This is a genomic window from Paenibacillus sp. GCM10012306 (genome assembly GCF_042649265.1).
Classification (GTDB): domain Bacteria; phylum Bacillota; class Bacilli; order Paenibacillales; family Paenibacillaceae; genus Paenibacillus_AQ.
In genome coordinates, this window is the sequence record NZ_JBHRYW010000003.1 from 123,675 (window position 1) to 150,041 (window position 26,367).

Here is a 26,367-nt window from a genome sequence, read left to right on the forward strand (position 1 = left end):
GCTATTGAGCTCTAACGCGACATGAAAGCCAGTAGTACAAATGAGGGCAGGCAAGTAAAGCCGAGAGAGCGGAGACGCTTGCTGCGGCCGATCCTTTGCCTGCCCTCAACTTTTTTAAGAACGAGTCTGATTTCCAATCACTTCATAGGCTGATTCGTCATAGCGGTTCGCAGGAATGGACAGACCCAAATGATCACGTAAGGTATTACCCTCATATTCGGTACGAACCAGTCCTCTTGCTTGCAGAATCGGAACGACCAAATTAACGAAATCCTCCAGTCCGTCCGGTAGAGACGGTGCCATCAACATAAAGCCGTCAGCGGCTTCCTCCTGGAACCAGCGCTCTAATGTATCTGCAATTTTCTCCGGTGTTCCGACGAGATCATTACTGCTGAAGGCCCCAGTCAGCATAGAATAAAGCTCCCGCAGCGTCGGATTATCTCGTGCGATGATCGGCTGATGCTTTTTGAAATCGGATTTGGAGAGTTGAACCGTATGTAATCCAAGCTCGTATGCTCTCGCATCCAGAGTATAACCGGTAAAGTCGGTATTCGGAAAATAATCAGACAAGAAGTGAAGACCTGCTTCTTCCGTGACGAGAGCTTCAAGCTGCTGCCGTTTCTGCTCGGCTTCTGCTTCAGTTTTTCCAATAATAGGGGAGATCCCTTGTAAAATAAAGACTTTCTCCGGGTCTCGTCCTACCTGTGCCAATTGGTTCTTATATGACCGGTAGAACTCTTGTGCGTCTTCAAGGCGATGTTTGATGGAGAAAACAACCTCGGCTAGTTGCAGCGAAAAGCTCTGCCCTGCATCTGACGTTCCGGCCTGAATCAGTACCGGATGGCCCTGTGGCGAACGGGCAATATTCAGCGGTCCCTCTACCGAGAAGAATTCTCCCTTGTGATTCAGCCGATGAAGCTTGGAGGAGTCAAAAAACTTGCCTTTCTCTTTGTCGTATGTAAAGGTATCATCCTCCCAGGAATCCCATAACCCCCGCACTACTTCCAGAAATTCTGCCGCCCGTTTATAACGGTAGCTATGCTCCAAATGGTCTTCTGCGCCAAAATTCCGGGCGGTATTGCCCGACAAATCCCGGGTAGTCACAATATTCCAGCCTGCGCGACCTTTACTGATATGGTCAACCGACATCAACAGACGCGCCAGGTTAAATGGCTCGATATAAGAGGTGGAGGCGGTGGCAACAAGCCCAATTTTAGAGGTAGCCCCAGCCAGGGCTGCAATGAGCGTAATCGGTTCAAAACGGTTCAAAATATTGGGATGAGAGACTTCATTGATCGCCAGACTGTCCGCCAGAAAAGCGATATCAAATTTGCCGCGCTCTGCGGTCTGGGCCAGTTTCTTATAGTAGTCGATATCAATACTGGAGTTTGCCTGTGCTTGCGGCAATCTCCAGGAAGCGGTATGCATCCCGGTGCCGACCAGGTAGGCAGAAAGCTTGATTTGTCGTTTATCGGTCATCTTATTCATCCTCCGTGCTCTATGATTTAAATATTTCAATAAGAATAGTTGGATTTAATTTAGCGCTTTATGGATGGCGTGTCAATTTAAACTTTCCCTAGAATTTTAATTTAAAACTATTGACGTTTGGAAGATGTGATCCTATACTTTGGGAATAAGCACACTAAAACACTAGGAATAGTTATTATTCGGTTGTGATCGAACATCTGACTTCGTCTAATAACTAATGTAGTGTGGGTTCACATCATATGAGTTGTTGAATCGACAGCCAAGATCAAGCGAGAGGGAGGTTGCAGCAATGATTACCGTTGAGGGACTTAGCAAGAGTTATAACACCGTGCAAGGCTCTATCCAGGTGCTGGACAATATTCAGTTGAATGTTAGACAAGGGGATATTTTCGGTATTATCGGATTTAGTGGCGCTGGCAAATCTACGCTGATCCGCTGCCTGAACCGGCTGGAAGAACCTGATACCGGGCGTATTGTAATCGGTGATGAGGAGATCACGGCACTGAAGGGTGCAGCACTTCGCAAGGCGAGACAGAAGATTGGTATGATCTTTCAGCAGTTTAACCTTTTGGATGCCAAAACGGTCTACCAGAATGTGGCCTTTCCGCTCGAGGTTGTAGGGCACGACAAGGCACTCATTCGCACAAGAGTAAGGGAAATTCTGAATCTCGTTCAGCTGTCTGATAAGGAGAACAGTTATCCTTCACAGCTTAGCGGCGGACAGAAGCAACGTGTCGGCATTGCCCGTGCACTTGCAAATGACCCGACTGTGCTGCTGAGTGATGAAGCGACTTCGGCGCTTGATCCGGAGACCACCTTTTCCATATTGGAGCTGCTGAAGGACATTAACCGTCAGTTGGGTCTGACGATCTTGCTTATCACGCATGAGCTGGATGTGCTGCAGCATATCTGCAATCAGATGGCAGTAATCGAGAAGGGGAGAATCGTCGAGACAGGTACGGTCGACAAGCTCTTCTTCAACCCCGAAAGTCAGACGGCCCAGCGCTTTATCAACATTATCCATCAGTATCAGAACAGGCGATTCGCTGTGGAAGGGGTAGGGTCAGGCATATGAAGGACGATCTGTTTGATTTACTGCTGGAAGGGCTGGGTCAGACGCTGTATATGGTGTTCTGGTCTTCGATCTTTGCGATATTATTGGGGCTTGCCTTGGGCATTAGTGTAGTTGTGACGGAAAGGGGAGGGATATTGCCGGCTCCAGCGGTACATAAAGTCATCGGAACCTTCATTAATACTGTACGATCACTGCCATTCATTATACTAATTGTACTCCTACTCCCCTTATCCAGATTTATCGTAGGTACATCGCTTGGACCGACTGCTGCGATTGTCTCGTTATCCATCGCAGCAGCGCCATTCCTGGCACGAATTATTGAGAATTCTCTCAAGGAGGTTGATACAGGCAAGATTGAAGCAGCCAAAGCGATAGGCGCCTCTCCATTTACGATTATTTTTCGGGTGCTTATTCCTGAAGCTTTACCTGCACTCATTCGCGGGCTGACCATCGCTGTCATCGCTATTACAGAGTTCACAGCTGTCGCCGGAGCGATCGGGGCTGGGGGACTGGGGAGTTTGGCTATTCGCTTTGGATACCAGCGGTTCAGGGAGGACATTTTATTTGCCACCGTCCTCATTATTATCTTACTTGTGCAGAGTATCCAGTGGACCGGGGATTATACGGCCAAGCGGATTGAACGCAAGCGTTTCAAGATGGACTAGAGAACAATTTTCATGAAATGGATCTATACTTTAGACGAAAGCAGGGATTTATAATGAAAATGAAAAAAACGTATGTACTGACATCTGCACTTATTCTCTTGTTCACGCTGGCTCTGACCGCTTGCGGTTCGAACAATGGCGGTAATAAGGAAAGTAAAGCAAACACATCGACCAAAGCAGAAGAACCAGCTAAGAAGACTGTGCTCAAGATTGGATCGGCTGCTGTACCGCATGCTGAAATCCTGAACTTTATTAAGCCAAAGCTGGCGGAGGAAGGCATTGATCTGGATGTCGTTGTCTTCGATGATGAAGGACAGCTTAACCCGGCGCTGAAGGAAAAACAGATTGATGCGAACTTCTTCCAGCACGTGCCATACCTTGATTCTGTGAAGGGCGAGCAGGGCTACGACTTCGCTGTGACAACAAAGGTCCATGTGGAGCCGATCGGTTTCTACTCCGAGAAGATCAAATCTATTGATGAGCTGAAGGATGGCGCACAAATTGGTATCCCGAATAACCCTTCCAATGAATACCGTACGCTGGTACTGCTTCAAGAAAAAGGTCTGATTAAGCTGAAAGACGGACTCACTACATATGAGGCGACTCCAAAGGATATTGTAGAAAATCCGAAAAACTTGAAGTTTGTTGAAGCTGATGTTCCTACACTTCCACGTGCTTTGAAGGACTTGGATGGCGCGCTGATTAATACGAATGTGGTACTGGAGTCAGGAATTGATCCGAAGTCGGCCCTGTTCCGTGAAGATGCCAATTCGCCTTATGCCAACGTAATCGTTGTGCGCAGTGGCGATGAAAATCGTGATGATATCAAAAAACTCGACGCGGCTCTAACCACGCCTGAAGTGAAGAAGTTTATTGAAGACAAGTACGGCGTAGCGGTTGTCCCAGCATTCTAATAAAAGGTTGCGCTCTGTGCGTTGTATCAATCGAAAAACCGGTTCGTTCTGCCTGATGGCAGAGCGACCGGTTTTTTTTATAATATAAGAATTTATATGTTTTACGCTATAAAGCATCCTTATATTTCTCGCAGAAACGGATATCGTCCCTTACCGGACGGTAAAGCCGTTTCTACTTGGGCTGATGTAAATGCTGAGATGGCACCTCAAGTTTATTTCAAACTCAGGATGATTATTGTAGTTTCTTCTTCAAGAAAAATTGTTTTATCCCGTCAGGATATTCATCATTCACGGCGAAAATCTCATAGCCCATACCTTTATAAAATTCCGGGGCTTGATAAGTAAATGTACATGTATGAGCGAAAATACAACCCAGCTCTTTTCCCTGGCGTTCAGCCTCAGCAAGCATGATCTTTCCGTAACCTTTACTCCGGTATTCATCCGCGATCCAAAATACATCAAGGTACAAGCCATAAGACCAGGTCTCACAAAACAACCCGCCGACCACGTTGCCTGCGTCATCTTTGAGATAGAGATTAATATCTTTCCCTGGTTTCTTGAGCAGCCCGTTAGTTGCACGAACATTGTATTCATAGAGATTATTACATACCTGTTCATAATCCGTGTCAGTAGACTCCGTTGTAATCTTGATATTGTCTAAAGTGATCTCCAGCATAATGCTCCCCCCAATAGAAAATCTGTGATTATAATTTGAAAATTATACCACGCCCGTTGTGTGCCTCTTTGGTAGAAAATAATTTAACCTAAAAAGTCCAAGGGGTATCGGATATCATGTTTGTTCTATACCACAATGCAAGTACCCCCTGGTTTTCATGCAAGAATAGTTTAAAGCATTTTTTACCAATACATTTGAAAGCTGACTGGTACAATGAAGTGGAGGAAAATATTGGGGGTGCTTCACATGGAACATGGATTGGATACATTATTTGACCAGTATGCTAGGGACCATCATTTTGCCGGAGCTGCTTTGATTAAAGGCAGGGAACAAACCCAGTTCGCCCGTGCATATGGCTTCGCACATAGAGGCTTCAAGATTCCGAATACGATCAGCACGATGTTCGATACGGCGTCTGTCACAAAGCTGTTTACTGCAGTAGCGATTCTGCAGCTTGTGGATCGGGGAAGTCTTAAGCTGGACGACCGTATTACAGATATTATTGATCTAACCGGTACGAGAATTCCACAAGATGTTACGATCAGGCATTTGCTTACACATACTTCTGGAATTGCCGACGATGCCGACGAGGAACTGGGGGAGAGCTACGAAGAGCTGTTCGTAGATAAACCCAACTATTCGATCAGAGATTGCGTGGATTTCATTCCGCAGTTTGCCTACAAGGAACCGAAGTTCAAAGCAGGAACGGATGTTAGCTATAACAATTGTGCGTTTGTTCTTCTTGGGCTTGTCATTGAAAAGAAAGCAAACACAAGCTACCGAAACTTTGTCATGCAGAATATTTTTCAAACTTGTGGGATGAATTGTACATCCTTTGCGGCTAAAGACGAGGGCGATATCGCGGTGGCGGAAGGTTATGCTGCAATTTTTAACGAGAATAATGAAGTGACGTGGAAAAAGAATATCTATTCATTTCCTCCGATCGGCACTTCTGATGGGGGAGCTTTTACAACCGTAGGTGATCTGGATCTCTTCATGCGGGCCTTGGTGAATGGGCAACTGTTGTCAAAAGAGAGCACAGCAGAAATCATGAAGCCGCAAACGGAGCACGTACGAAGATATGAATGGGGAAGTATCATCAACGGCTTTGGTTTTCATTTTGTCTACGATCAAGCAGGAAAGCTTATGCGCATGTACAAGGACGGTTCTAATGCGGGAGTAGCTGCAATGTTGGCCTACTATCCAGAGATCGAGACCACAAGTGTCATATTGGGGAACCAGAGCTGTAATATATGGGAGCTTCATTGGAAAGCAGAACAGCTGATAGCACCATGAAATTTTCAAGAATAAATAGGGGGTGGGTATGTTGAATTGGCAATCATCATCAACGGATATGATGTTCATGTGGTCATTGTGCAAGGAGATCAGACCTGAAAGGTATTGGACAGAACTCAAAAGCAGAACAGATGATAAAAGCGATGAAAGGACTTATTTAGATGCAAAAGAAAAACACGTGGCCGATATTAAGTCCAGAGAAGCATAACATGGATCAGGAGTATCTGGACAAACTCGATAAAGCTGTGAAGAAAACGCAAGTGAAGAGTTGTCTGATTCTGAAAGAAGGATCATTAGTCTATCAGTATTACAAAAACAATAAGATTAGAGACAATCTGCAGCGGCTCAATTCATGCACCAAAAGTGTGATTTCTATCCTAATCGGAATCGCAATAGAGAAAGGATTTATACCTTCGGTGCATATGACCATGGAGCATTATTTTCCGAAAATCGTGAATGCTCAGGTAGATACTCGTAAGAAAAATATTACGATCGAACACCTGCTACAGATGAGCGTAGGCTTGGACTGGCCGGAATTTGGCGAATGGAACTACATGCCGCCTATGTTTGTTCACGATGTAGTAAAGTTTGTATTCGACAGGCCGCTGGTGGATGAGCCGGGGGTACGAATGAATTATAACTCGGGCTGTTCTCATGTTCTTTCTGCGATTATTACGAAAGCAACGGGCATGAAAACGTCAGCTTTTGCTGAACAATACTTATTTGGGCCGTTAGGGATTAAGGATTATCTCTGGTTTGAAGATGCAAAAGGCATTAGTCAAGGCTCAGACGGTCTCCGGCTACTCCCATACGATTTGGCTAAAATTGGCCAGTTGTATTTGCAGGAAGGAATGTGGAAGGGGAAGCGGATTGTGTCTGAAGAGTGGGTTAAGGAGTCCACGGAGCCCCGCCTTTTGACTTATGATTATATTGGCCATTACGCTTCTCATTGGTGGGTAGCGAAGTTAGATTCTGATCAGGATGATTTTTCTATGAACAACAGAATGATTTTTGCGATGGGAAGGAGCGGGCAATTTATTATTGTCATTCCAAGTCTGCAAACGGTCGTTGTATTTACAAGCACGCTGGAGAATACGATCAAACCTTTGGAGTTCGTACGTGAGTATATTGTGAAGTCGATGGTTCCGTGAACATGATGACGTAGGATAAGTACATGCAAATTAGCTAACCATTAATATGAAATAAAACATGCTTGCTTAAAGGGCTGTCTATCTCAACTTTCGGGTGATTGAAGGTTGAGATAAAATGCATGCCGATTTTTTGCATTACATTTTTCGAAGGAGTATTCACGTCGGCAGTAAAACTATAAATATCGCTAAAGCCCAATGTGTTAAATCCATATTGTAAGCAAGCAGCGGCCCCTTCCGTTGCGTATCCTTTTCCCCAAGCCTCTTTCTTCAGTCGCCATCCAATTTCTACGCAAGGTGTAAAATCCGCCTCAAAGGTTGCCCTATGGAATCCTATAAAACCTATGAACTCGTTACTTTCTTTTACTTCAACGGCATATAACCCAAACCCACATTCTTTAAACTCGGAGAGTATTGTTTTATAGAATGCAGCTGTTTCTTCGAATGATAACGTTTTGGGGAAATAGGTCATAACCTCTTCGTCCGCATTTAGTCGGCTAAATAGCTCTAAGTCACTTTCTTCCCAGTCGCGGAATAACAATCTCGCTGTCTCAAAATATATCATGAGTGTGCCTCCTTATTATCAGCCAGTTATTTTGATGGAAGGGATCTTGGCGAATCTCGTTTTGAAACGATAACTATATAATACGCTATTTTCAGATCCTTATCTCTATAAGGGTTAATGGAGAATGTAGCAAAAATAAATCAAAGTAAAATAATATGAATTTAAGGCTATTCAAATTTTAAGGTTCATGTTATAGTAATTTTGTAATTTAAATTACAAGTAAGCGATGAGGAGAATCATGCCGAAGAAAAAAAGTACCGCAGTGCTCTCCATCAGACTGGACGAAGAGGCCATCAAGGCCGTAGATCTGCTTGTCGAGTCGGGGCTTGAATCCAATCGATCGCGAGCGGTTGCCCACTTCGTGAATATGGGGGTGCGCGCATCCCATGACCTGCTGGTGCGGGCAAGGGAACAGGCTGACAACCTGCAGCGATTGCGCAATGAGATGTTCGAAGCGGTTAAGCTGCGCGATATCGACAAGGTTGCCGAACTGATTCACAAGGATGTAAGTCTGGTGAACGCCAGTAATCAAAAGGGGGAAACTCCTGTTCTGCTGGCTACGTTCATGAGGGCAAATGACATTAAAGAACTGCTGCTGCAGAATGGAGCGGGCAAGCTGAACGTATTCGAAGCCGCAGCCGTTGGGTATAGCTCACGGGTAAAAGACCTGCTAGACCGTTCCCCAGAGCTGCTGAACAGCTACAGTCACGACGGATTTCCGCTGCTATCTCTGGCTGCACACTTTGGGAATACCGAGACAGTTGAGCTATTGCTTAGCCACAGTGTTGATATTCATGCCCGCAGTCGTGACGGCAGTCTTAACAATATGGCCATTCACGCTACCATATTCGGTGGATACGGACATCTCGTGGACTTGCTGATAGAGGCTGGAGCAGATATTCATGCCAAGTGTGAAGGCGAACTGAGAAAAGGCTTCAATGTTTTGCATGTTGCCGCTTATTTTGATAACGTGCCGCTTATTGAGAAATTCCTCAGCTATGGAGCCGATATGACAGAGACGAATGCCAATGGTGAGACACCTTATGAGCTAGCAATCTCTCTTGGTCATACAGCTTCTGCGAATTTACTGCAAATTTGACCTAAGACTACCATTTTATTTACATACGACAACTCGACCGAACAGACGGAGAGACGCTGAAATTGTGAAGCGCGCTCGATGTCTGTTCTTTTTGTTGTATCCAAAGGAGAGAGAATACGAAAATGCAGTACAGGAAATTAGGTAGAACGGGTGTGAAGGTATCCGAAGTTAGCCTGGGAACAATGGCGTTCGGAAGATGGATTGATGAGCAAGCATCTGGAGCAGTATTGGATACGGCGCTGGAAGCAGGAATTAACCTAATTGATACCGCAGATGTGTATGGCAGCGGGATGGATAACTTTGACCATACAAGATTTGGTGAATCCGAAGCCATTCTGGGACGGCTCTTACGCGGCCGCCGCGATGACATTCTGCTTGCAACAAAATTCAACGCTCATATCGGACCGGGCGTTAATGATGGCGGACAGAGCCGGTACCATATTTACCGGGCGCTGGAGAACAGCTTGCGCCGGCTGCAAACTGATCACATTGATCTTTATCAGGTGCACGCATTTGATCCTGAGACACCGATCGAAGAGACATTGCGGGCACTTGACGATCTGGTCAAGCAGGGCAAGATTCGTTATCTGGGCTGCTCAAACTATGCAGCTTGGCAATTGGCCAAGGCGCACGGAGTTAGTACGCTGCATGGTTTGCACCGGTTCGAGAGTGTCCAGCCGGAGTATAGTCTTATTACAAGAGGAATTGAACGAGAACTTGTACCATTCGCTCAATCCGAGAACGTCGGCATTATTAGCTACAGTCCGCTGGGCAGGGGGATTCTGAGCGGTAAGTATCGTCAAGGTGAAGCGCCTCCGACTGACTCCAGGCTTGCGCTGGGTGAGAAAAGACTGGAGCTGCTGCTCGAGTCCAATCCATCCTATGAGCTAGTTGAGAAGATCGCACCACTGGCCGAGGCAAGAGGGTGGACGCTGGCTCAATTCGCGCTCTCCTGGGTGCTAAGTCATTCTTATGTAACCTCTGCTATTCTTGGAGCGTCGAAGCCGGAACAGATTCGGGACGCATTGCAGCATGTCGAAGAGAGGCTGACGCTGGAGGAGCTAGCAGAGATCGATCATATTTCCCGCAGTATCGGTCTTTTTTCGGCCTAAAACATACTATTCATATAGAAAAAATTAGATTCAGGAGGATGAACATCATGACTCAAACGAAGCGGCAACTCCATCTCGGCTTGTTCCTGTTCTCAACGGGCTACCATCCAGCAGGCTGGCGGCTGCCGGAAGCGGTAACGGATGGAGCGTTCGATCCGAAGTTCTTGCACCGGGTCGCTCAGCGACTGGAGGAAGCGAAGTTCGACTTCTTCTTTCTAGGGGATGCTCTGGCAACAAGCCCGGACATGCAGCATACCTTCCCTTCACAGATGGTTCGTCTCGAGCCGTTCACGATGATTGCCAGCATTGCGGCGGTAACAGAAAAAATCGGCCTTATTGTTACAGCAAACACGACTTACTCGGAGCCTTATACGATTGCACGCCTGACAGCGTCGCTTGATTACCTGAGCGGAGGTCGGCTGGCATGGAATGTCGTCACTGGCGCAGATGGGCGTGCGGCGCAGAATTATAGCCGTGAGAAGCACTGGGACAACTCCAAGCGTTACGATTATGCGGAAGAATTCGTGGGAATTGTACAGGAGCTGTGGGATTCATGGGAAGATGACGCATTTGTTCGCAACAAGGAGAGCGGTGTGTTCGTAGACGGGAGCAAGGTGCACCGAATCAATCACGTAGGGGAACACTTCTCCGTTGCTGGTCCATTGAACGTGGCCCGGCCCCCACAAGGACAGATTCCACTTCTGAACGCGGGAACATCGGAGCGCAGCCGCGATCTTGGCGCCAAGCTCTCAAGTGCAGTCTTCTCGGGACAAATTCTGTTTGAGGTGTCCAAGCAGTTCTATGCTGAGGTCAAATCAAAGGCTGTGAAGTATGGAAGAAATCCTGATGAGGTATTCATACTCCCGGGCCTTGTTCCCCTCGTTGGTCATACCAAGGAGGAAGCACATGCCAAGTACCGGGAGCTCAACAGTCTGCTTGTGACGAACTACGATTTAGCGCCTCTGTCAGCCAGAATTGGTATCGATTTATCCCCTTATCACTTGGATGGACCGTTGCCGGATTTGTCATTATCGACCCTCTCGGGCGACGAAGCCAAGTGGCTTGTCGAATTGGCACAGCGAGCGGAAGGCCGTGAGGACATCACTGTGCGTGAATTGTTCCACTACTTCGCCGCTACATCAAGAGGTCATCTGCTAATTGTCGGTGATCCGGAGGAAATGGCAGATCAGATGGAAGAATGGTTTCTGCAAAAAGCAGCCGACGGATTCAATATTTGCCCTCCATATATGCCGGGTGGAATAGACCTCTTCATTGATTTAGTCATACCGATTCTTCAGGACCGCGGACTCTTCCGTACGGAATATGAGGGTGATACGTTCCAGGGACACTTCGGCCTCTCCCGTCCGGAGAACCACTTTTCCCGAAAGGCAGCGCTGGAAGGTGCAAGCGAGTAACGGAAGAAGCTACTGCAAGGCGGCGGGCTGGAAGAAGGAGAGAATGTTATGAGCAACCAGAATCATAGGAATCGCTATAGATGGCGTATTTTAATTGGACAAATCGTGCTCTTGATCGCTTGTCTGGGCATTATTGAATACCTCGTACGGGCGGGAATTGTCGGCAGTTTGTATCTGTCGAAACCAACACAAGTGATCGAAGAGATCTACAAACTGTTTTCGAATGGTGAAATCTTTCATCATTTAGCTATTACGCTTAAGGAATTCGCTGCGGGCTATCTGCTTAGTGCGTTCGCTGGAGTCGCAACGGGACTGCTTCTCGTACTTATTCCACACGCGGAAGTGTTCTTCCGGCCGTTTCTCTCAGCGCTTCTTGCCATCCCGAAGGTGACGATTATCCCGCTGCTGATGCTCTGGCTCGGCATTGGGTTGTCACACAAAGTCGCAATTGTATTTCTCTTTTGCTTTTTCACCATTGCGTTCAATACCATTACAGGGATCAAGCAGACAGCAGAAGCTCATCTCAAGGTTGCCAGGGTGTTCGAGGCTTCCAAGCTACAGACGATTATGAAGGTCATTCTTCCGTCAGCAGCGCCAACCATCTTTGTTTCCCTGCGGGTATCGGCGGCAACGGGGCTTGTCGGGGCCTTGTTCGGAGAGATGGTGGCATCGAAGGACGGACTCGGCAATCTGCTGGTGCAAGCGACGTCTTTGTATGATACGGCGAAGGCTTTTGCGATTATTACGATCGTGACGGTGATCTCTGTGCTTATTATTGCTGTGATCGATCTGCTGGAAAAGCGGATTGTGCTTAAATGGAAATCATCATAAAGAAGCTTTAATTATAGGAGGAGAAAGAAACCATGTTAAAGAAAAAATGGATAGGAACCGGAATCGCAACGCTGACACTTGTACTACTTCTCGCAGGCTGCGGCAGCAGCAATACTCCGCAAGGAGCTGCTCCTGAAGCTTCGAGTGAACCAACAAAGGCAAATTCAGCGTCGGATAACACTTCAGCCGGACTTCAGAAGATTAAATATGCATCATTTAACGGAGTGAGCGGCCTCGCTGTACGGTTCGGAATCGAGAAGGGATTTTTCAAGGAAGAAGGTCTGGACGTTGAGCTGATCTCTACGCAGAACCCGATTGAAGCTTTAACAAGCAATGATGTTGATATCGCCGACAGCGCGACAACGAACGTTATTGTGGCTGCCGGTAAGGGAGCACCGCTCAAGATTATTTCGTCGTTGTTCCGTACAAAGGGACCGTTCTATCTGATTGCGAAGCCGGGAATTGAGAGCATTGAGGATTTGAAGGGCAAGAAGGTCGGAGCGGCAGCACTCGGCAGCGGTCTTGACGTATATACCCAGACGATCCTGAAAAAACACGGCTTAAGCAAGAACGACGTTACGTATCTGGCCAACGGTGTGAATGATGCGGCCTATGCGAGCCTGACTTCAGGACAAGTGGATGCGACTATTATTCATGAGCCGTTCGCTTCTCTTGCAGAGAGTGAGGGTACAGGCAAAATTCTTGCCAAAGGTTGGGATTATCTGCCGACCTTCCATACTGGCGTGCTAGTTTCACGCGATAATTTTATCAAGGAACACCCCGATCTCGTAGAAAAGCTGTTGAGCGGATACTTTAAATCCCAGGAATATGCGAAGAGCCATCTGGATGAATACAAGAAATATTTCCTCGAAAATGTGAAGGTAGATGCGGCCGTAGCCGATAAAGCGTTCGCACGCGAGGACGTGCTCTGGGAGAACAACCCGGACGTGGATTTGCAGGCGCTGGAGGATACTCAGAAAATTCAAGTTGAGCTTGGCTTCCAGGACAAAATTTATGATGTCAAGGATTTGCTGGATCTAAGATTTATTCCAAAAAAATAAGTGGAGCGAGGTGATCGTATGGAGGGGTTCTCAATCCGTGGCGTATCCAAGGTATACGGGGGGGCGACTCCGACGGAGACGCTCTCGGATATCAATCTAACGATCGAAGACGGGGAGTTTCTCAGTATTCTTGGTCCAAGCGGTTGCGGTAAAAGCACGCTTCTGGAAATTCTGGCCGGACTCCAGCTGCCCACTTCGGGAGAGGTATGGTTCAGCGGGAAGAAGCTTAAGGGACCGGGGATTGAACGTGGGGTTGTTTTTCAAGATCCATCATTATATCCGTGGAGAACGGTGTATAAGAACGTCGAACTGGGGCTAGAATTCCGAGGGGTCGCCAAGAGTGAGCGTAGAGAGGCAGTCCAGCGGTATCTCGATCTGGTCGGGCTGTCAGGATTTGAGCACAAATATCCCCATCATCTATCAGGTGGTATGAAACAGAGAGCGGGTATTGCCCGGGCGCTGGCGAACAATCCTGAGGTACTGCTGATGGATGAGCCCTTTGGCGCGGTCGACCATCTGACGAGGCTGCAACTGCAGGACGATCTGTTAAACATCTGGGAAGCGGAAAAGAAGACGGTCGTGTTCGTCACCCATGACGTTTCTGAGGCAGTGTTTCTGGGGGACAGGGTGGTGTTGCTATCCCCGAGACCGGGGCGGATCAATCAAATCTTTCAAGTACCGAAGCCTCGTCCGCGTAAGCGGGACGACATTGAGCTGCTGAAGATTCAGAATGATATCTATGCGGCTATTCATGAAGTGAAGTCTTCGGACAGTCTTGAATTTACCATTTGAGAAATCAATACAGAGGAGTGTGCGAAATTATGTCATCTAACATAGTGAGCGTGGAGCAATTGAAAGCCAGACTGGAAAATGGAGAGCGAATCGTGCTGCTGGATGTTCGATTTAATCCGAAGGAGTCGGAGTATGGTCATGAGGCTTACGCTAAGGGACATATTCCGGGAGCATTATTTATCGACTTTAAGGCCGATCTGACCGATCCAGCCGAAAAACATGGAGGACGGAGCCCGCTTCCTTCGCCAGAGCGACTTGCAACATTGTTCGGGTCGCTTGGCATCGATCGTGATACGGCTGTTGTCGCGTATGAAGATGGCAATGGACCGGCCGCTTCAAGGTTATGGTGGGTGCTTCGCTATTTGGGTGCGGAGCAAGTTCAGGTACTGAATGGAGGTTATTCCGCTTGGACTGACGCGGGTGAAGCTGTTTCAGTGGAACAGGTCATCGTCACAGAACCGCGCGAATTCGTGGTAGCGCCGCAAGCCGATTGGCTCGTCGGCGTAGAAGAGGTACGCGAAGTGGCCGGTGGTCAAGGCAGCGCGAGACTTGTTGACTCGCGTGATGCCGCGCAGTACGCAGGACTTGAGGCGCCGTTCGATCCAATCTCGGGGCATATTCCTGGAGCGGCGAATTACTTCTGGAAGGACGCGCTTCAAGGTGACGGCTTCTGGAAATCGCCGGAGCAGCTTCGCCAGCGGTTTGCTAATCTACCGAAGGAAGACGAGATCATCGTCTATTGCGGTTCTGGCATCTCGGCAACTCCGAACGTGCTAGCACTGGACGAGGCGGGCTACGAGAATGTGAAGTTGTATGCGGGAAGCTGGAGTGATTGGATTAGCTATAGTGAGAATCCGATTGCGACTGGGGAAGAGTAGAAGTATTTAATAAATATACAGGTTATGAACTGGAGTACATCGCTCATGTGGCGATGTACTTTTTTGCGTAATGCAGGGATGTGCCGAAATCAACAGAAAGTCAACGCTTGTTTCTTAAAACATTTTCAGAAAGTCCCGAATCCCTGCCGTTGGTTGGTCATAATAAAACTACACGATGTATTCAATCCGTCTCCCTCGCTTACCTAAGCATAAATACAACGTTCTCTAGGAACGGTAGTTGAAGCGATGCATTCCCTTGGTGCATTCATAGTGATAACTTAAAAATAAACAAGTATCTGGGATGGTCAACAAGGAGTAAACAAAGCTTGTTCGAGAGTATCTGTTGTCTGCTAGTAGATATTAATTCTCACATATATTCCATATATGTGAGCTGTTGTCCTCAGTTATGGCAGCTGATGCACTAGAGAGATAAGTATAACGTTGATCATGAGATATCATCTTCTGATTACAATTATACATGTTATCGTTAGCAATTCTTATCAAGATGCGAGGAGATAGTTACTAATACTGACTTGACCTTAGGTCAAACCTAAGGTGTATGCTTCTTTATATAACCATGATTATTAGAAGGAGGTTATCTGGATGAAAAGAGAACTCACCATAAGCGAGTTAGCAAAACTGATGAACGTGTCTGTTCATCAAATTCGTTATTTTGAGGAAAAAGGCGTATTGTTTCCTGCTTACTTAGATGAAAACAAATATCGTATGTACGGTACTGACCAGATTTATCGACTGGCACATATATTACTCCTGAGAAAGATGGGGTTATCTGTACAAGCGATTGCAAGTTGGAGTGAAGATGGGACTCCAGATGAGATGCAGGATTTGCTTCTACAATCTGTCTCTAGAATAGAGTCTCAAATAGACCAATTGCAAACATTAAATAGTCTTATTCACAAAGTGTTGGATGAGCACAAGCGCTTTGGGCAAGAAACTTCTTCAATTAAAATCATTCATCGTGATGCATTTGTTCTATCGTCATGGTTCGAAACTGATCTCGAAGCGGACCTTGATGCACGTATGTTAGCTCAACAGGATAATGTGCTGCCAGAGTTGTTTGAAGCGGATATCCATTACGTGTATGGGGAGGAATCTCGATTAACAATTTGTACGGAAGCGAATGGTGTGGAAGGGGATATGATTCTGCCAGCAGGAGAATATTTGTCTTTTACGTTCTCCATTCAGAGTGATACAGACCTAGAGAGACACTTCGAGTTATTTCAAACCTTTGCTGAGAAATCTTCTTTTATTCTCACAGGTCCCGTAATTCTTGTGGAGAAATCGTATCTGTCTCTATTTGCTCAGGAAAGTATACATTATGAGTTACTTGCATGTATTGATCGTGGTTCCGATTTAGCTATTAAACAGGAGAAGAAACGATGAACATTCATATTGAGTGTATGAAAGAGGAGTATGGCGTTACAGTCAGCCAATTGCTTGTACAAGGATTTCGCAGCAAATTTCAGTTTGGTACGAAGATGAATGATATGAAATTGCAGTTGCTATTAGAAAAAATGCTTGTGTTGGACAAACAACTAGGCAAAGGCAAGCGTTTTGTTGCTGTACAGGAATCGTCTATAATAGGCAGCTTCTCAATAAAATTTCAGGAACAAGTGAAAAAGCAACACTCGAGTATGACGATCACAGAGCTGTTATCTTTCTGGAAAGGAATGAAAGAAGTTGGTTTGGGAAATGCGCTTGGATTTTCTGTACGATTAATATGCTTGAACCATCGTCTAAGACGTGGTGAAGTGTACATTTCTGATCTAGTTGTTCATGAGAGGTGCCAGGGATCTGGTGTGGGCAAAACCATGCTGGAATGGGCGATTGGACAAGCAGCATTGCAACCAGGAAACCAATTTGTTAGCCTGCATGTTTCTGATAGCAACGTAGGAGCCAAACACTTATATGAACGAATGGGATTTAGGACATTGGAAATTCAGAACAGCACACTTTTGGCATGGTTGATAGGCGAAAAAAAATGGAATTACATGATTTACAAAGGCTAAGACTATTATCAGAAAAGGAATTTCATAAAAGCATGAAAAAGAATTGGGGAATAAGTCTATTAATTATCCTACTGTTTTTGGGAGGTACAGGCGCGTATGTTTTGCACCAAAATACCTTTGCTATGGATGAAAAAACGGTGGTAATCGAGTCACCACAAGGTAAGTTGACGGGAATTCTCACGCTACCTAAGACATATAAAGACAAGGTTGGTCTAGTATTGTTCATTCACGGAGATGGTCCAATTGATGCGACCCATAATGATGGATATAAACCACTTTGGGAGCGCCTTGCCTCACTTGGTTATGCATCACTCTCATTGGACAAGCGAGGCATTGGAGGTTCAGAAGGCAACTGGCTAGATCAGAGTATTGATGATCGAGTGCAAGAAGCACAACAGGCGTTGGTCTGGGCAAGACAGCAACCAATAATCGATACAGATCGTATTGGCATATGGGGAGCAAGTCAGGCAGGATGGGTTGTCCCCAAACTGGCAGATAAAGAGTCACTAGCTTTCAGCATTCTTGTATCGCCTGCGATCAACTGGTTGAGGCAGGGTGAATACAATACACGCAGTCAAATGGTAAAGGAAGGACGATCCTCAGATGAGATTGAGCAGCAGGTGAAAGCAGATAACAAAGTCAAAGAACTCCTAAAATCAGGAGCTTCATATGATGAATACATGAGCCTTGTGGGTAAGAAAGATACCATGTCAAGAGAACGCTGGACGTTTGTTAGTAAGAATTACACAGCGGATGCAACAGAAGATATTGCAAATTTCAACTCCCCAGTCCTGCTTATGCTAGGTGATCATGATGGTAATGTAGACGTGAAGGAAACGGAGATGGTATATCGGGAACGTTTACGACAGTATGAATTATTGCGTGTCAAAGTGTTGCCCGATACAGAGCACTCCATGCTTCCTACCAAGACAGCCAACTCGCCGATACGTGCGTTGTTAATTAGCTTATTTGCGCCAAGGGACATTACCAAGAAGGGCTACATGGATGAAATCACAGATTTCCTACAAAACGATTTTCCTATACAAGGAATACAGTAGATAACATAAATTGAAATTCTCTGTGTTAAGGTATAGTCAATGCGAAAATGTATGCGGGTAGCTGGAGTGATTGGATTTCGTATAGCGAGAATCCGGTGGCGACAGAGGAAGAGTGAGAAACGGGAGTCCGTGACTGACGCGGGTTTAGGGGTTGTGACAGGTTGCTAAATGGTGACTTGTTGCGGCCCTTTTTGTTTTTTGTCAACAGCTTGCAAACAGTCCTCCCAAAGTCTACATGCCGCTTGAAACCTTGCTACTCCTTGTGTCGTAGAAAAACAAAGGATACGTTTCTTACGTACATATGGAGGTGTTACAATTGCGTTTGGTCATTGAGGATATCGTTAAACAATTTGGGGATAAACAGGTTCTTCAGGAAGCAGGATTCACTTTTGAAAAAGGGAAGATTTATGGTCTCCTCGGTCGTAATGGAGCGGGTAAGACGACGCTGTTCAACTGCTTAAGCGGAGAGATAGCTACAGAAGGTGGACAGATGCTTCTGGAGGACAATGGTCACATACGTAAGTTAAGTGGGCAGGATGTCGGGTATGTCTATTCGCTACCGATTCTCCCAGAATTTCTAACAGGTTATGAATTCGTCAAGTTTTTTATGGATATTAACCGGGACAAACTGCAGATGGACAAGAGGATTGACCATTATTTTGATATAATGAGCATGACCATGGAGGACCGACACAGACTTATTAAAAACTACTCGCACGGGATGAAGAATAAGCTGCAGATGCTGTTGTTTCTTATGACAAAGCCGCCAGTAATTCTACTAGATGAGCCACTCACTTCCTTTGATGTGATTGTTGCTTTGGAGATGAAGAATATGCTGCGGGAGATGAAGCGAGATCACATTCTGATTTTCTCTACGCATATCCTTCAGTTAGCCTCGGATCTGTGCGATGAACTGGTCTTATTGAACAATGGAAAATTATCTGGCGTGCCGTCTGAGCTGCTGAATAGCAATGAGTTTGAGCAATCTGTCATTAATCTGCTGAAGGACGATACTCATGTTTAGAACGATTAATATACTGTTGGCTATTCGCATATCCATTATGGTTAATCTGCTCATTTATTACAATCAGAAGTTGCCACTGATCGGCAAGCTGATAAAAGATAGCTTCTACGAAAATCGTAATTTCAAAAAAGTCGTTTCTGTCATCGCAATTTTGCTTACCCATTTGTGGGGATTTATGACTAGCTTCGCTTATGTAGGGATACTTGTCTACTTGCCTGTTGCCAGTTTAGGGGAAGGGTTGACAGAGGAACAAAGCTTGCGGCAGTTTGTTCATATTTTTGCACTTATCAGCTTTGTGGTGGCTAGCGTTAGCAGTGTGACCGTTCTAGAGCCGAAGCGGGAAAAATATGTAGCGGTGAAACTCATGAGACTATCTCCAACGAGGTACATGAAGGCTTCACTTGGATATCGTTATGTGACATTTCTAGTCTATCTATTACCTGCCGTGCTCCTGTTCACAACGCTTGTGGGAGCCACTATTACAGAGGGAGTTCTACTGACAGCCTTGGTAACGCTGTGGCGAATTTTGGCGGAGTATGCGCATCTCAAACTTTTTGAAAAAACTGGCATGGTGCTGGTCAAGCAAAATGTCATCGTCTGGAGCGTCATTGCTCTTGGATATGCTGTTGCGTATTTGCCGCTGCTGATCAACTGGGTACCGCCAACTGAAACGTTTCTGCTGAGTCTGCCTGCCTATCTCGTAATTGCGGCGGGTGGCCTATTAGCAGCGGTTAAGCTAGCCCGTTATTCCGGTTACAGAGAAGCGGTTGATGCCGCTAGCAAAAGGGATGACCCGCTGCTGAACCTAGGTAAAATGATGTCGGAAGCAGAGAAGAATAGCGTTAGAGTGAAGGACGGCGATTATAAGGCGGAGCGGGAGCAGCAGGGCAAGCTAGAGTCAAAGAGAGGCCATGCCTATCTGAACGCTCTCTTTTTCGTCAGACATCACAGTCTGATCAGAGGACCGGTTAACAAACGTTTAGCCATCATCGGTGCTCTCGGAGTAGTAGGTGTAATCCTTATGGTTGTATTTCAGGAGCTAGTACAGCGCCTTAATTGGGGATTGGAAAAAATATTCCCTCTCTTGAGTTTTTTCATGTATTTCATGACCGTAGGAGAAAAGATATGCAAGTCAATGTTCTACAATTGTGATCTCAGTATGCTACGGTATGGCTTTTATCGAAACGCGGCTTATGAACATTTTCGGATTCGGTTTGGAAAAGTGTTAGGAATGAACCTATCGATTGCGGCCGCCCTTGGGGTGTCAGTGACAGCTATCGCCGCTTCAGCCGGAGGAGAGTGGCTTAGTAGAGAACTCATCATGATTTGGATATGCGTTATTTCTCTGTCTGTCTTTTTCACTGTTCATCATTTATTTATGTATTACATTTTCCAACCGTATTCTACGGAGTTGAATGTAAAAAATCCTCTGTACTACTTAGTAAATATGGCCGTATCATCCGCGTGCGGAGTCAGTATTGTTTTGCCAACGCCAGGCCTCCTTCTTACAGAGATTATTTTTATTTTGACATTGATTTACCTATTAGTCGCGTTTGTTTTGGTACGCAAGTATGGGTTTCGCACTTTTCGCGTGAAGTAGCTACGTGCCCTGCTGCAGCCTTCTTTGGGCTTTTTTATCAATAGCTTTCAAACTTACTGAATTAATTTGTATTAGAGCTCCTGCATAAAGAAATCATGTTTAGAAACTATTCCAATGGCAAAATGGATACGGAGACCAGAGGGATATCAGAGTTTAGGGAGCTGGCGAAAAAGTCTGCAGAGATTTTTTCTAGTTGGTGTCAAACGGTCAATAACTATAGTGCTATTCCCGGCAAAGCCGAGGTACAAATTGATTATGAGGCGATGTTGTCAGTAGATTTACCCAATGGATTGAAAAAAGGAGATAGGCTCCAGCTTAAGGGGAAGTCTGTATTTGAAATCCTAGAAGGAAAAATATCGGTAATAGAAGATTATAGTTAAGTAGGCTGTATGGTTGGTGAAATAATGCGCATTGCCATGTAGCTACTTTCAATGAAAATATGACAGCTGGAGTGACTGGATTAGCTATGAGGAAAATCCGGTTCGATGATCGGCGCGCATCAAATGAATCTAAAGGCGATTTGTAACAAAACACCTTCAAGTCCCTGACTAGATCAGTGGGTTCTTGAAGGTGTTTTTAATTTTATTACAGTTACCATGTGCTGCTTTTAACCACATCTTACCCTGTTGTCCGATATACTTCACGGATTGCGTCCTCAATATCCGGCTCTTGAACGCTAAGGTCTCGAATTGGCAGCTTGCCTGAAAGGTCGGCGATCAGTTCAGCTGCCGTAATTCCAGCCTTGTCAAACTGATACCAGAGCTTTAGACCTTCCTGCCGTACAAGCTGTGCCCGCAAATGTTCCGGTGCCTGGGCTTCCTCTGACAATTCAATAACGAGCAGGCGGCTCGGAGCGAGCTTATTAACGATCGTATCCAGTGGACCATCTTCTACGATGTGGCCATGATTGACGACAAGCAGGCGTGAGCATAATTGCTCGACATCGTCTAAGTCGTGTGTGGTGAGGAAGACGGTCATGCGGCGCTCCCGGTTCATTGTCTTAATAAACTGCCTGATCGCATGCTTGGCATCAGCATCAAGTCCAATGGTGGGCTCATCGAGGAACAATACAGAAGGCTCGTGGATCATCGAGGCAGCCAAATCGCCGCGCATACGTTGTCCAAGTGACAGCTGTCGTACCGGTGTATCAATGAAATCCTGAATGCGTAGCACATCGTTTAACATGTCCAGCGTATGTTTGAACTTTTTATCTTCAATTCTATAGATCCGTTTTAGCAGCTCGAATGTTTCTCCAAGGCGCAGATCCCAGTACAGCTGTGTGCGCTGGCCGAATACGACACCGAGCTGTCGTACGACCGCTTTGCGTTCTTTTTGCGGAGACAATCCGCAGACTCGGATGTTGCCTGAGGTTGGGTGAAGGATGCCCGTTAGCATCTTGATTGTGGTGCTTTTTCCAGCCCCATTAGGGCCGATATATCCTACAATGTCGCCTTGCTCAATATTGAAAGATAGGCCATCTACACCTCTTACAATCTTCTTATCGGGCATAACTAGACTGCGTACAGCACCTGCTAGCCCTGTTTTTTTGCGGACAACAACGAATTCTTTAACCAAATCATTGACTTCAATAATGGACATCATCAAGCCTCCTATGAACCAGCACTTTCATACCTGCGCAACCCTTGGCGAAAAACCATATAAGCGACAGCCATACATACAAGCCCCACAATCAATGTTCCGATGGTCATATCTACCGGCAGCTCAAGCGATGTCTTTTTCTCCAGAAAGCTCTCTGCAGGGTAGAAGCTAATGAACCCGATAGGTAGCAGAAAAGTCAGAACTACTTGCACTACATAAGGGTATAGTGTGAGCGGATACATTGTTGTTCGTTCTAATGTTGCAATGGTCATCCCAATGAGGTTGCCGCTGCGTTTAGTCCAGAAAGCCACTGCCCCAACAATCGTATAGATGCCTCCCCGTATCAGAACACCGCCGATAATGGTAATGATAAGCTTAAGAATATTAAGCAGCTCCCAGTTGAAGCCTACTGCATGTGCAGCATACAAGAAGATGACAACACCTGGAATTAGATCAATCAGACCGATAAAGTTAAAGTAACCGGTGATGAATTGGAAAAATACGTTCAGCGGACGCAGCAGAAGTCTATCGAACTCTCCACGTAGTACCGCCGACTCAGTACCCCAGGTGGGAATGAAGAATACAACAACAAGCCCATGGCTTAATAGACCGAGACCATATAAGAACGCCAGATCATTGAAAGTCCATCCTTCTAAGGGCTGGAACTTGTCAACAATTATACGAAGCATCCATATTCCGGCAAAATACTGTGTCGGGATCATCAGCAGCCAACTGACGAGAAATAACGGATATTCAAGCTGCCGCTGAATCGCAAGCTTCGCATAGTAGCCAAATACAGTGAAATAATGTTTGACCCCACTCATGACTGTATCATCCTCCTTGCACCATGACTTTGCCGCGCGCTCTTGACCATATCCAGCTGAGTAGAGCACTGAGCAGAACGATCCAAATCAACTGTATGCCCATTCCGCGTAGTGCTGCCTCTGGCTTCATGAGTCCGATGTACACACTGAGCGGCAACTGGTACGTATACTGAAACGGCAACCAAGCCGATACTTGCTGCAACCATTCCGGAAACAGCCATAGCGGAACAAGACTTCCAGATAGTATACGGATAAAAGCATCCTTCACCATTCCGAGATTACCTAGCTCTGACACCCAGAATGCAACAAGTCCGACCATGGCACTCATCAGCCATAGAATCAGAAAGCTGAGTATGCAGCTGATAACGAACAATACTGCTGCTATCGTACTATCAGGCATCGGAAAGCCAAATAGCAGGGTAGCCATCAGTACGAGCGGAATGGCTTTATTCATCACTGAGCTGACTATGTTGCCTAAATCCTCGGAAAAGTAGATGGCAAGCAGATTCAAAGGACGCATGAAATCAAGAGCGATGTTGCCATCGCGCACTTGGTGGTAGATAGTATCCTGTACACTGGTACTAAATACTGAAGCCATTAGCGTAGAGACCACCGTATACGTAATCATACCGTTCAGTCCGATCACGGAAGCGCCTGAGCCGAGAATGTCACCACCGTAAGCTGCTTTCCAGATGAATACTGACGCTGCAAGCAGAATAATATCGCCGATCATACCAATCCACACATCGAAACGATAGGCGAGTGCAGTCAGCATTCGCATTTTCATCAAATAACCGTAAGCTCTCATTTGCAACCTCTCCATAATTAGAAAAATAAGGATAGCAAAAAATACAATATCAGAGAAAGAGAGATCGGTCACGGTAAATTTTACTTTAATGGGTTTTTTACCAAATGATAATCGAGCTTGTATTACATAAAGCTGAAAACGAAAAAAGCGGCTCTTGTGTATGCAAGGCCGCTACTTGGATATTTTTGAATCGACGATTCTGTAGGTTAGAGAGCGAATCTGTTTTTAATGATTTCGGCAACTTCATCAGGGTTTAGCTTCGTGTTGTTAATTCTGATATAATTTTCCCGCTTAATTTCGCCTTCGAATGAGTTCAATCGATGATGCTCCATCGTTTGTTTCAGATCATGTTCAGAGCGAGCAATATCCCTCTTTGTGGGTTTATGTTCAAGTCTGTGAGGGGTTTTATTACGTTCAATTCTCTCTTCAAGATCGGCTTCAAGTTCAACAAAATAAATTTCTCTGCCTTTGTCTTCGAATATTTTACAAACACCATCTATATAGTCCCAGTCGTCCTGCATATCGAATGCCCACACATAAGTGAAAATTATTCCATGCATATCGCTTGCAGCGGTAGCTTCAAAAATGTCTTGCCGAAACTTACTTACTAATATCCACATTTCAGGACTAAAGTTAAAATAGGGAGCTAACAATTCAATAGTCATATGGTTGTGGAATAACTTTAACTCAGTGATCTTTTCAAGCTCATGTCCGACTGTCATTTTCCCTACTGCCTGCGGACCAAATATTACAACAAATTTCATGAGGCCACCCCTTTGGAATATATTACAATATAGTATCATAATTCGAATCAAGCAGGGTGTTTTTAACAAAACATCTTAATCCGATCGGATAAAATTAAATTAACATTGACAAGGAAAATTGCGGAATGTAATATGAAACCATAGTTATCTACTATTAATAATTTATTACCGCATAACGATACTCACCATACAGTTGGAGGTTCGGAAATTTCGTTAACAGATGGATGTTAACGGAGTTCTGCTGACCTCCTTTTTGTATGCAAAAAAAGGAGTGGAAATCATGAGTAGTCAGTCCAATCAGAACAACTTTCCAAATGCTGCAGAGGCATGTGGGCGAAGCGAGGAGGATTCCCTATCCCAGCGTAGCGTACTGAAGTTGAGTGTTTGCCAATTTTGCGGTTCGAAGATTAGGCTTGAAAAATTTGAAGGGCGTCTGCAGGTGCTCGTGGCTGATGAAGTGATTGCCGACAGCACACGCGCGATCTTGTTCCGTGAAGCGGAGCGGCCGCCTGCCGTGTATTTCCCTCCTGAAGATGTACGTGTTGACTTGCTTCAGCCAACGGATTTACAGACGGTTTGCTATTACAAGGGAGATGCTTCTTACTGGTCCATCCATACAGGCGAGCGTGTAATAGAGAATGCAGTTTGGAGCTACAAGGATGCGTCGGAAGATAGTGTTGCTATTCGCGGATATTTGTCATTTTATTGGAATAAAGTGGATGGATGGTTGAAGGACGGTGAGCCTTTCGAGGATCGTCTTCAGTCTTTATACGCAATATAATGCTCCTAGTAGCTATCAAAAAAACGGAGACCCCTAGTGGTCTTCGTTTCATTTTCTGGTGATTACAACTAAGAAGAGCCCGAAGGTCTTAGCTTTTGGACTGTTCGTATACTTTACTACATCATTAGTGTTTTTATGTTATTGCTATATTATATAAAAGTTATATATATTAGGATGTGTGGGGGTGGAGTATATTTCCGCTGGAGGAGATGCAATGAAACGTATTTACCTGTTGCTAGGGATTTTATTTACTCTTAGCGCATGCGAACAGGCTAATACAAATATTAGCGAAAAGAACACTGCCGTTGTGGCGGGAGATGTTAATACGAAGGATGCTGAAAACACAGAAGTATCATCCATCACGAAAGAGGATTTATCGAAGAATCCCTCTGTTTTTTTAGCTGAAGACGAAAGCGATCCCTTAGTTTGGGATTTTGAAACGGCTTATAAAATGTGTACGGAGGCTCTGTCTGAATATTATAAGGCGATTTGGAATGGCTCGGATATTGATTTGGATACTTATATCGATAACGAAAACCTTAAACAATACATGCACACAAAGATAACTTCTCAATATGAGCTTTTCCTCAAGAACAAGCTTACAGATAATCTGGTGACCGGTATTGATATTAATGCTAGCAAAGTAGAGCAAGTTGGCGGGGATAAGCGTTTTTTCTATTTGAAATTAGATGCACGAGTTGAAAAGGATGTAGGCAGCTTTGCTGAACCCACTGAATTTCTTGTGCAGTATTTGAATGGAAGGTTAGTTATTGTGGATTGGTATACCAATGGAAAGGATAGTTATGATTCTATTGTACGTGAGAAAACCAGACTATAGATAATCCTGAGATCTGGAATAATAAT

The 26,367-nt window shown here is 45.4% G+C and carries 27 protein-coding genes and 1 pseudogene; 21 read left to right on the forward strand and 7 right to left on the reverse strand.

Annotated elements, in window-relative coordinates; all coding sequences use genetic code 11:
• Positions 1–114 precede the first annotated feature (114 nt).
• The gene (locus tag ACFORK_RS07850) at positions 115–1,479 is read right to left on the reverse strand and encodes an LLM class flavin-dependent oxidoreductase (RefSeq protein ID WP_379197420.1); all 1,365 of its coding nucleotides are present in this window, start codon (positions 1,477–1,479) and stop codon (positions 115–117) included.
• Positions 1,480–1,777: 298 nt separating this feature from the next.
• Between ACFORK_RS07850 and ACFORK_RS07855 the strand changes: the two genes are divergently transcribed.
• From ACFORK_RS07855 to ACFORK_RS07865, 3 genes are read left to right on the forward strand one after another with little or no spacing between them, the layout of a single operon-like run.
• Complete coding sequence (locus ACFORK_RS07855) at positions 1,778–2,563, forward strand: methionine ABC transporter ATP-binding protein (protein ID WP_379197422.1); 786 nt, start codon at positions 1,778–1,780, stop codon at positions 2,561–2,563.
• Complete coding sequence (locus tag ACFORK_RS07860) at positions 2,560–3,228, forward strand: methionine ABC transporter permease (protein ID WP_379197424.1); 669 nt, start codon at positions 2,560–2,562, stop codon at positions 3,226–3,228. The genes ACFORK_RS07855 and ACFORK_RS07860 overlap by 4 nt, the downstream gene beginning before the upstream one ends.
• Positions 3,229–3,287: 59 nt before the next feature.
• Positions 3,288–4,142 (forward strand): MetQ/NlpA family ABC transporter substrate-binding protein, encoded by an 855-nt coding sequence (locus tag ACFORK_RS07865; RefSeq protein ID WP_379198544.1) that lies wholly within the window; start codon positions 3,288–3,290, stop codon positions 4,140–4,142.
• Positions 4,143–4,374: 232 nt separating this feature from the next.
• On the opposite strand, the gene ACFORK_RS07870 is transcribed toward ACFORK_RS07865, so the two are convergent.
• Positions 4,375–4,818 (reverse strand): GNAT family N-acetyltransferase, encoded by a 444-nt coding sequence (locus ACFORK_RS07870; protein WP_379197426.1) that lies wholly within the window; start codon positions 4,816–4,818, stop codon positions 4,375–4,377.
• 246 nt (positions 4,819–5,064) lie between these two features.
• Here ACFORK_RS07870 and ACFORK_RS07875 point away from each other — a divergent pair, with 246 nt between their 5' ends.
• Positions 5,065–6,114, forward strand: a complete 1,050-nt coding sequence (locus ACFORK_RS07875) for a serine hydrolase domain-containing protein (RefSeq protein ID WP_379197428.1) — start codon at positions 5,065–5,067, stop codon at positions 6,112–6,114.
• A gap of 161 nt (positions 6,115–6,275) precedes the next feature.
• A complete protein-coding gene (locus ACFORK_RS07880) occupies positions 6,276–7,265 on the forward strand; it encodes a serine hydrolase domain-containing protein (protein WP_379197430.1) in 990 nt (329 codons plus the stop codon).
• Between the two features lie 34 nt (positions 7,266–7,299).
• Here ACFORK_RS07880 and ACFORK_RS07885 read toward each other — a convergent pair whose 3' ends face one another.
• A complete protein-coding gene (locus ACFORK_RS07885; protein ID WP_379197432.1) occupies positions 7,300–7,827 on the reverse strand; it encodes a GNAT family N-acetyltransferase in 528 nt (175 codons plus the stop codon).
• A 238-nt stretch (positions 7,828–8,065) separates the two neighbouring features.
• Here ACFORK_RS07885 and ACFORK_RS07890 point away from each other — a divergent pair, with 238 nt between their 5' ends.
• From ACFORK_RS07890 to ACFORK_RS07955, 14 genes and pseudogenes are all read left to right on the forward strand, one after another.
• Complete coding sequence (locus tag ACFORK_RS07890) at positions 8,066–8,926, forward strand: ankyrin repeat domain-containing protein (RefSeq protein WP_379197434.1); 861 nt, start codon at positions 8,066–8,068, stop codon at positions 8,924–8,926.
• 122 nt (positions 8,927–9,048) lie between these two features.
• Positions 9,049–10,038 carry an aldo/keto reductase gene (locus tag ACFORK_RS07895; protein ID WP_379197436.1) on the forward strand — a complete coding sequence of 330 codons (990 nt, stop codon included), beginning with the start codon at positions 9,049–9,051 and terminating at the stop codon, positions 10,036–10,038.
• Positions 10,039–10,085: 47 nt separating this feature from the next.
• A complete protein-coding gene (locus ACFORK_RS07900; RefSeq protein WP_379197438.1) occupies positions 10,086–11,453 on the forward strand; it encodes an LLM class flavin-dependent oxidoreductase in 1,368 nt (455 codons plus the stop codon).
• A gap of 48 nt (positions 11,454–11,501) precedes the next feature.
• Positions 11,502–12,284 carry an ABC transporter permease gene (locus ACFORK_RS07905; RefSeq protein WP_379197440.1) on the forward strand — a complete coding sequence of 261 codons (783 nt, stop codon included), beginning with the start codon at positions 11,502–11,504 and terminating at the stop codon, positions 12,282–12,284.
• A gap of 32 nt (positions 12,285–12,316) precedes the next feature.
• Positions 12,317–13,345, forward strand: a complete 1,029-nt coding sequence (locus ACFORK_RS07910) for an ABC transporter substrate-binding protein (RefSeq protein ID WP_379197442.1) — start codon at positions 12,317–12,319, stop codon at positions 13,343–13,345.
• An 18-nt stretch (positions 13,346–13,363) separates the two neighbouring features.
• Positions 13,364–14,137 carry an ABC transporter ATP-binding protein gene (locus ACFORK_RS07915; protein WP_379197444.1) on the forward strand — a complete coding sequence of 258 codons (774 nt, stop codon included), beginning with the start codon at positions 13,364–13,366 and terminating at the stop codon, positions 14,135–14,137.
• 29 nt (positions 14,138–14,166) lie between these two features.
• Entirely contained in the window at positions 14,167–15,015 is an 849-nt protein-coding gene (locus tag ACFORK_RS07920) for a sulfurtransferase (protein WP_379197446.1), read from the forward strand.
• A 603-nt stretch (positions 15,016–15,618) separates the two neighbouring features.
• On the forward strand, positions 15,619–16,419 hold the full coding sequence (locus ACFORK_RS07925; protein WP_379197448.1) for a helix-turn-helix domain-containing protein: 801 nt from the start codon (positions 15,619–15,621) through the stop codon (positions 16,417–16,419).
• Complete coding sequence (locus tag ACFORK_RS07930) at positions 16,416–17,045, forward strand: GNAT family N-acetyltransferase (protein WP_379197450.1); 630 nt, start codon at positions 16,416–16,418, stop codon at positions 17,043–17,045. The genes ACFORK_RS07925 and ACFORK_RS07930 overlap by 4 nt, the downstream gene beginning before the upstream one ends.
• The gene (locus ACFORK_RS07935) at positions 17,018–18,103 is read left to right on the forward strand and encodes an alpha/beta hydrolase family protein (RefSeq protein ID WP_379197452.1); all 1,086 of its coding nucleotides are present in this window, start codon (positions 17,018–17,020) and stop codon (positions 18,101–18,103) included. The genes ACFORK_RS07930 and ACFORK_RS07935 overlap by 28 nt, the downstream gene beginning before the upstream one ends.
• A gap of 29 nt (positions 18,104–18,132) precedes the next feature.
• Positions 18,133–18,219 (forward strand): annotated as a pseudogene (locus ACFORK_RS07940) (sulfurtransferase); the annotation flags it as partial.
• A 200-nt stretch (positions 18,220–18,419) separates the two neighbouring features.
• Complete coding sequence (locus ACFORK_RS07945) at positions 18,420–19,127, forward strand: ABC transporter ATP-binding protein (protein WP_379197454.1); 708 nt, start codon at positions 18,420–18,422, stop codon at positions 19,125–19,127.
• Complete coding sequence (locus ACFORK_RS07950) at positions 19,120–20,727, forward strand: hypothetical protein (protein WP_379197456.1); 1,608 nt, start codon at positions 19,120–19,122, stop codon at positions 20,725–20,727. Before ACFORK_RS07945 ends, ACFORK_RS07950 begins: the two co-directional genes overlap by 8 nt.
• 122 nt (positions 20,728–20,849) lie before the next feature.
• Positions 20,850–21,107, forward strand: a complete 258-nt coding sequence (locus ACFORK_RS07955) for a nuclear transport factor 2 family protein (RefSeq protein WP_379197458.1) — start codon at positions 20,850–20,852, stop codon at positions 21,105–21,107.
• Positions 21,108–21,345: 238 nt separating this feature from the next.
• Here the strand turns inward: ACFORK_RS07955 and ACFORK_RS07960 are convergent, their stop codons facing one another.
• The 4 genes from ACFORK_RS07960 to ACFORK_RS07975 all read right to left on the reverse strand — a co-directional run bounded on the left by ACFORK_RS07960 (position 21,346) and on the right by ACFORK_RS07975 (position 24,722).
• Positions 21,346–22,326, reverse strand: coding sequence for an ABC transporter ATP-binding protein (locus tag ACFORK_RS07960; protein ID WP_379197460.1), 981 nt, complete (start codon positions 22,324–22,326; stop codon positions 21,346–21,348).
• 11 nt (positions 22,327–22,337) lie between these two features.
• Positions 22,338–23,150, reverse strand: a complete 813-nt coding sequence (locus ACFORK_RS07965) for an ABC transporter permease (protein WP_379197461.1) — start codon at positions 23,148–23,150, stop codon at positions 22,338–22,340.
• 7 nt (positions 23,151–23,157) lie between these two features.
• Positions 23,158–23,958 carry an ABC transporter permease gene (locus tag ACFORK_RS07970; RefSeq protein WP_379197463.1) on the reverse strand — a complete coding sequence of 267 codons (801 nt, stop codon included), beginning with the start codon at positions 23,956–23,958 and terminating at the stop codon, positions 23,158–23,160.
• Positions 23,959–24,164: 206 nt separating this feature from the next.
• The gene (locus tag ACFORK_RS07975) at positions 24,165–24,722 is read right to left on the reverse strand and encodes an AAA family ATPase (protein WP_379197465.1); all 558 of its coding nucleotides are present in this window, start codon (positions 24,720–24,722) and stop codon (positions 24,165–24,167) included.
• A 280-nt stretch (positions 24,723–25,002) separates the two neighbouring features.
• Here ACFORK_RS07975 and ACFORK_RS07980 point away from each other — a divergent pair, with 280 nt between their 5' ends.
• A complete protein-coding gene (locus tag ACFORK_RS07980) occupies positions 25,003–25,503 on the forward strand; it encodes a DUF427 domain-containing protein (protein WP_379197467.1) in 501 nt (166 codons plus the stop codon).
• A 214-nt stretch (positions 25,504–25,717) separates the two neighbouring features.
• Positions 25,718–26,341, forward strand: a complete 624-nt coding sequence (locus tag ACFORK_RS07985) for a hypothetical protein (RefSeq protein WP_379197469.1) — start codon at positions 25,718–25,720, stop codon at positions 26,339–26,341.
• The last annotated feature ends 26 nt before the right edge of the window (positions 26,342–26,367 follow it).

Coding starts and splice junctions, on each gene's coding strand:
- ACFORK_RS07850 (WP_379197420.1), bottom strand. CDS start 1,479: ATGACCGATAAACGACAAATCAAGCTTTCTGCCTACCTGGTCGGCACC.
- ACFORK_RS07855 (WP_379197422.1), top strand. CDS start 1,778: ATGATTACCGTTGAGGGACTTAGCAAGAGTTATAACACCGTGCAAGGC.
- ACFORK_RS07860 (WP_379197424.1), top strand. CDS start 2,560: ATGAAGGACGATCTGTTTGATTTACTGCTGGAAGGGCTGGGTCAGACG.
- ACFORK_RS07865 (WP_379198544.1), top strand. CDS start 3,288: ATGAAAAAAACGTATGTACTGACATCTGCACTTATTCTCTTGTTCACG.
- ACFORK_RS07870 (WP_379197426.1), bottom strand. CDS start 4,818: ATGCTGGAGATCACTTTAGACAATATCAAGATTACAACGGAGTCTACT.
- ACFORK_RS07875 (WP_379197428.1), top strand. CDS start 5,065: ATGGAACATGGATTGGATACATTATTTGACCAGTATGCTAGGGACCAT.
- ACFORK_RS07880 (WP_379197430.1), top strand. CDS start 6,276: ATGCAAAAGAAAAACACGTGGCCGATATTAAGTCCAGAGAAGCATAAC.
- ACFORK_RS07885 (WP_379197432.1), bottom strand. CDS start 7,827: ATGATATATTTTGAGACAGCGAGATTGTTATTCCGCGACTGGGAAGAA.
- ACFORK_RS07890 (WP_379197434.1), top strand. CDS start 8,066: ATGCCGAAGAAAAAAAGTACCGCAGTGCTCTCCATCAGACTGGACGAA.
- ACFORK_RS07895 (WP_379197436.1), top strand. CDS start 9,049: ATGCAGTACAGGAAATTAGGTAGAACGGGTGTGAAGGTATCCGAAGTT.
- ACFORK_RS07900 (WP_379197438.1), top strand. CDS start 10,086: ATGACTCAAACGAAGCGGCAACTCCATCTCGGCTTGTTCCTGTTCTCA.
- ACFORK_RS07905 (WP_379197440.1), top strand. CDS start 11,502: ATGAGCAACCAGAATCATAGGAATCGCTATAGATGGCGTATTTTAATT.
- ACFORK_RS07910 (WP_379197442.1), top strand. CDS start 12,317: ATGTTAAAGAAAAAATGGATAGGAACCGGAATCGCAACGCTGACACTT.
- ACFORK_RS07915 (WP_379197444.1), top strand. CDS start 13,364: ATGGAGGGGTTCTCAATCCGTGGCGTATCCAAGGTATACGGGGGGGCG.
- ACFORK_RS07920 (WP_379197446.1), top strand. CDS start 14,167: ATGTCATCTAACATAGTGAGCGTGGAGCAATTGAAAGCCAGACTGGAA.
- ACFORK_RS07925 (WP_379197448.1), top strand. CDS start 15,619: ATGAAAAGAGAACTCACCATAAGCGAGTTAGCAAAACTGATGAACGTG.
- ACFORK_RS07930 (WP_379197450.1), top strand. CDS start 16,416: ATGAACATTCATATTGAGTGTATGAAAGAGGAGTATGGCGTTACAGTC.
- ACFORK_RS07935 (WP_379197452.1), top strand. CDS start 17,018: ATGGAATTACATGATTTACAAAGGCTAAGACTATTATCAGAAAAGGAA.
- ACFORK_RS07950 (WP_379197456.1), top strand. CDS start 19,120: ATGTTTAGAACGATTAATATACTGTTGGCTATTCGCATATCCATTATG.
- ACFORK_RS07955 (WP_379197458.1), top strand. CDS start 20,850: ATGGATACGGAGACCAGAGGGATATCAGAGTTTAGGGAGCTGGCGAAA.
- ACFORK_RS07960 (WP_379197460.1), bottom strand. CDS start 22,326: ATGTCCATTATTGAAGTCAATGATTTGGTTAAAGAATTCGTTGTTGTC.
- ACFORK_RS07965 (WP_379197461.1), bottom strand. CDS start 23,150: ATGAGTGGGGTCAAACATTATTTCACTGTATTTGGCTACTATGCGAAG.
- ACFORK_RS07970 (WP_379197463.1), bottom strand. CDS start 23,958: ATGAGAGCTTACGGTTATTTGATGAAAATGCGAATGCTGACTGCACTC.
- ACFORK_RS07975 (WP_379197465.1), bottom strand. CDS start 24,722: ATGAAATTTGTTGTAATATTTGGTCCGCAGGCAGTAGGGAAAATGACA.
- ACFORK_RS07980 (WP_379197467.1), top strand. CDS start 25,003: ATGAGTAGTCAGTCCAATCAGAACAACTTTCCAAATGCTGCAGAGGCA.
- ACFORK_RS07985 (WP_379197469.1), top strand. CDS start 25,718: ATGAAACGTATTTACCTGTTGCTAGGGATTTTATTTACTCTTAGCGCA.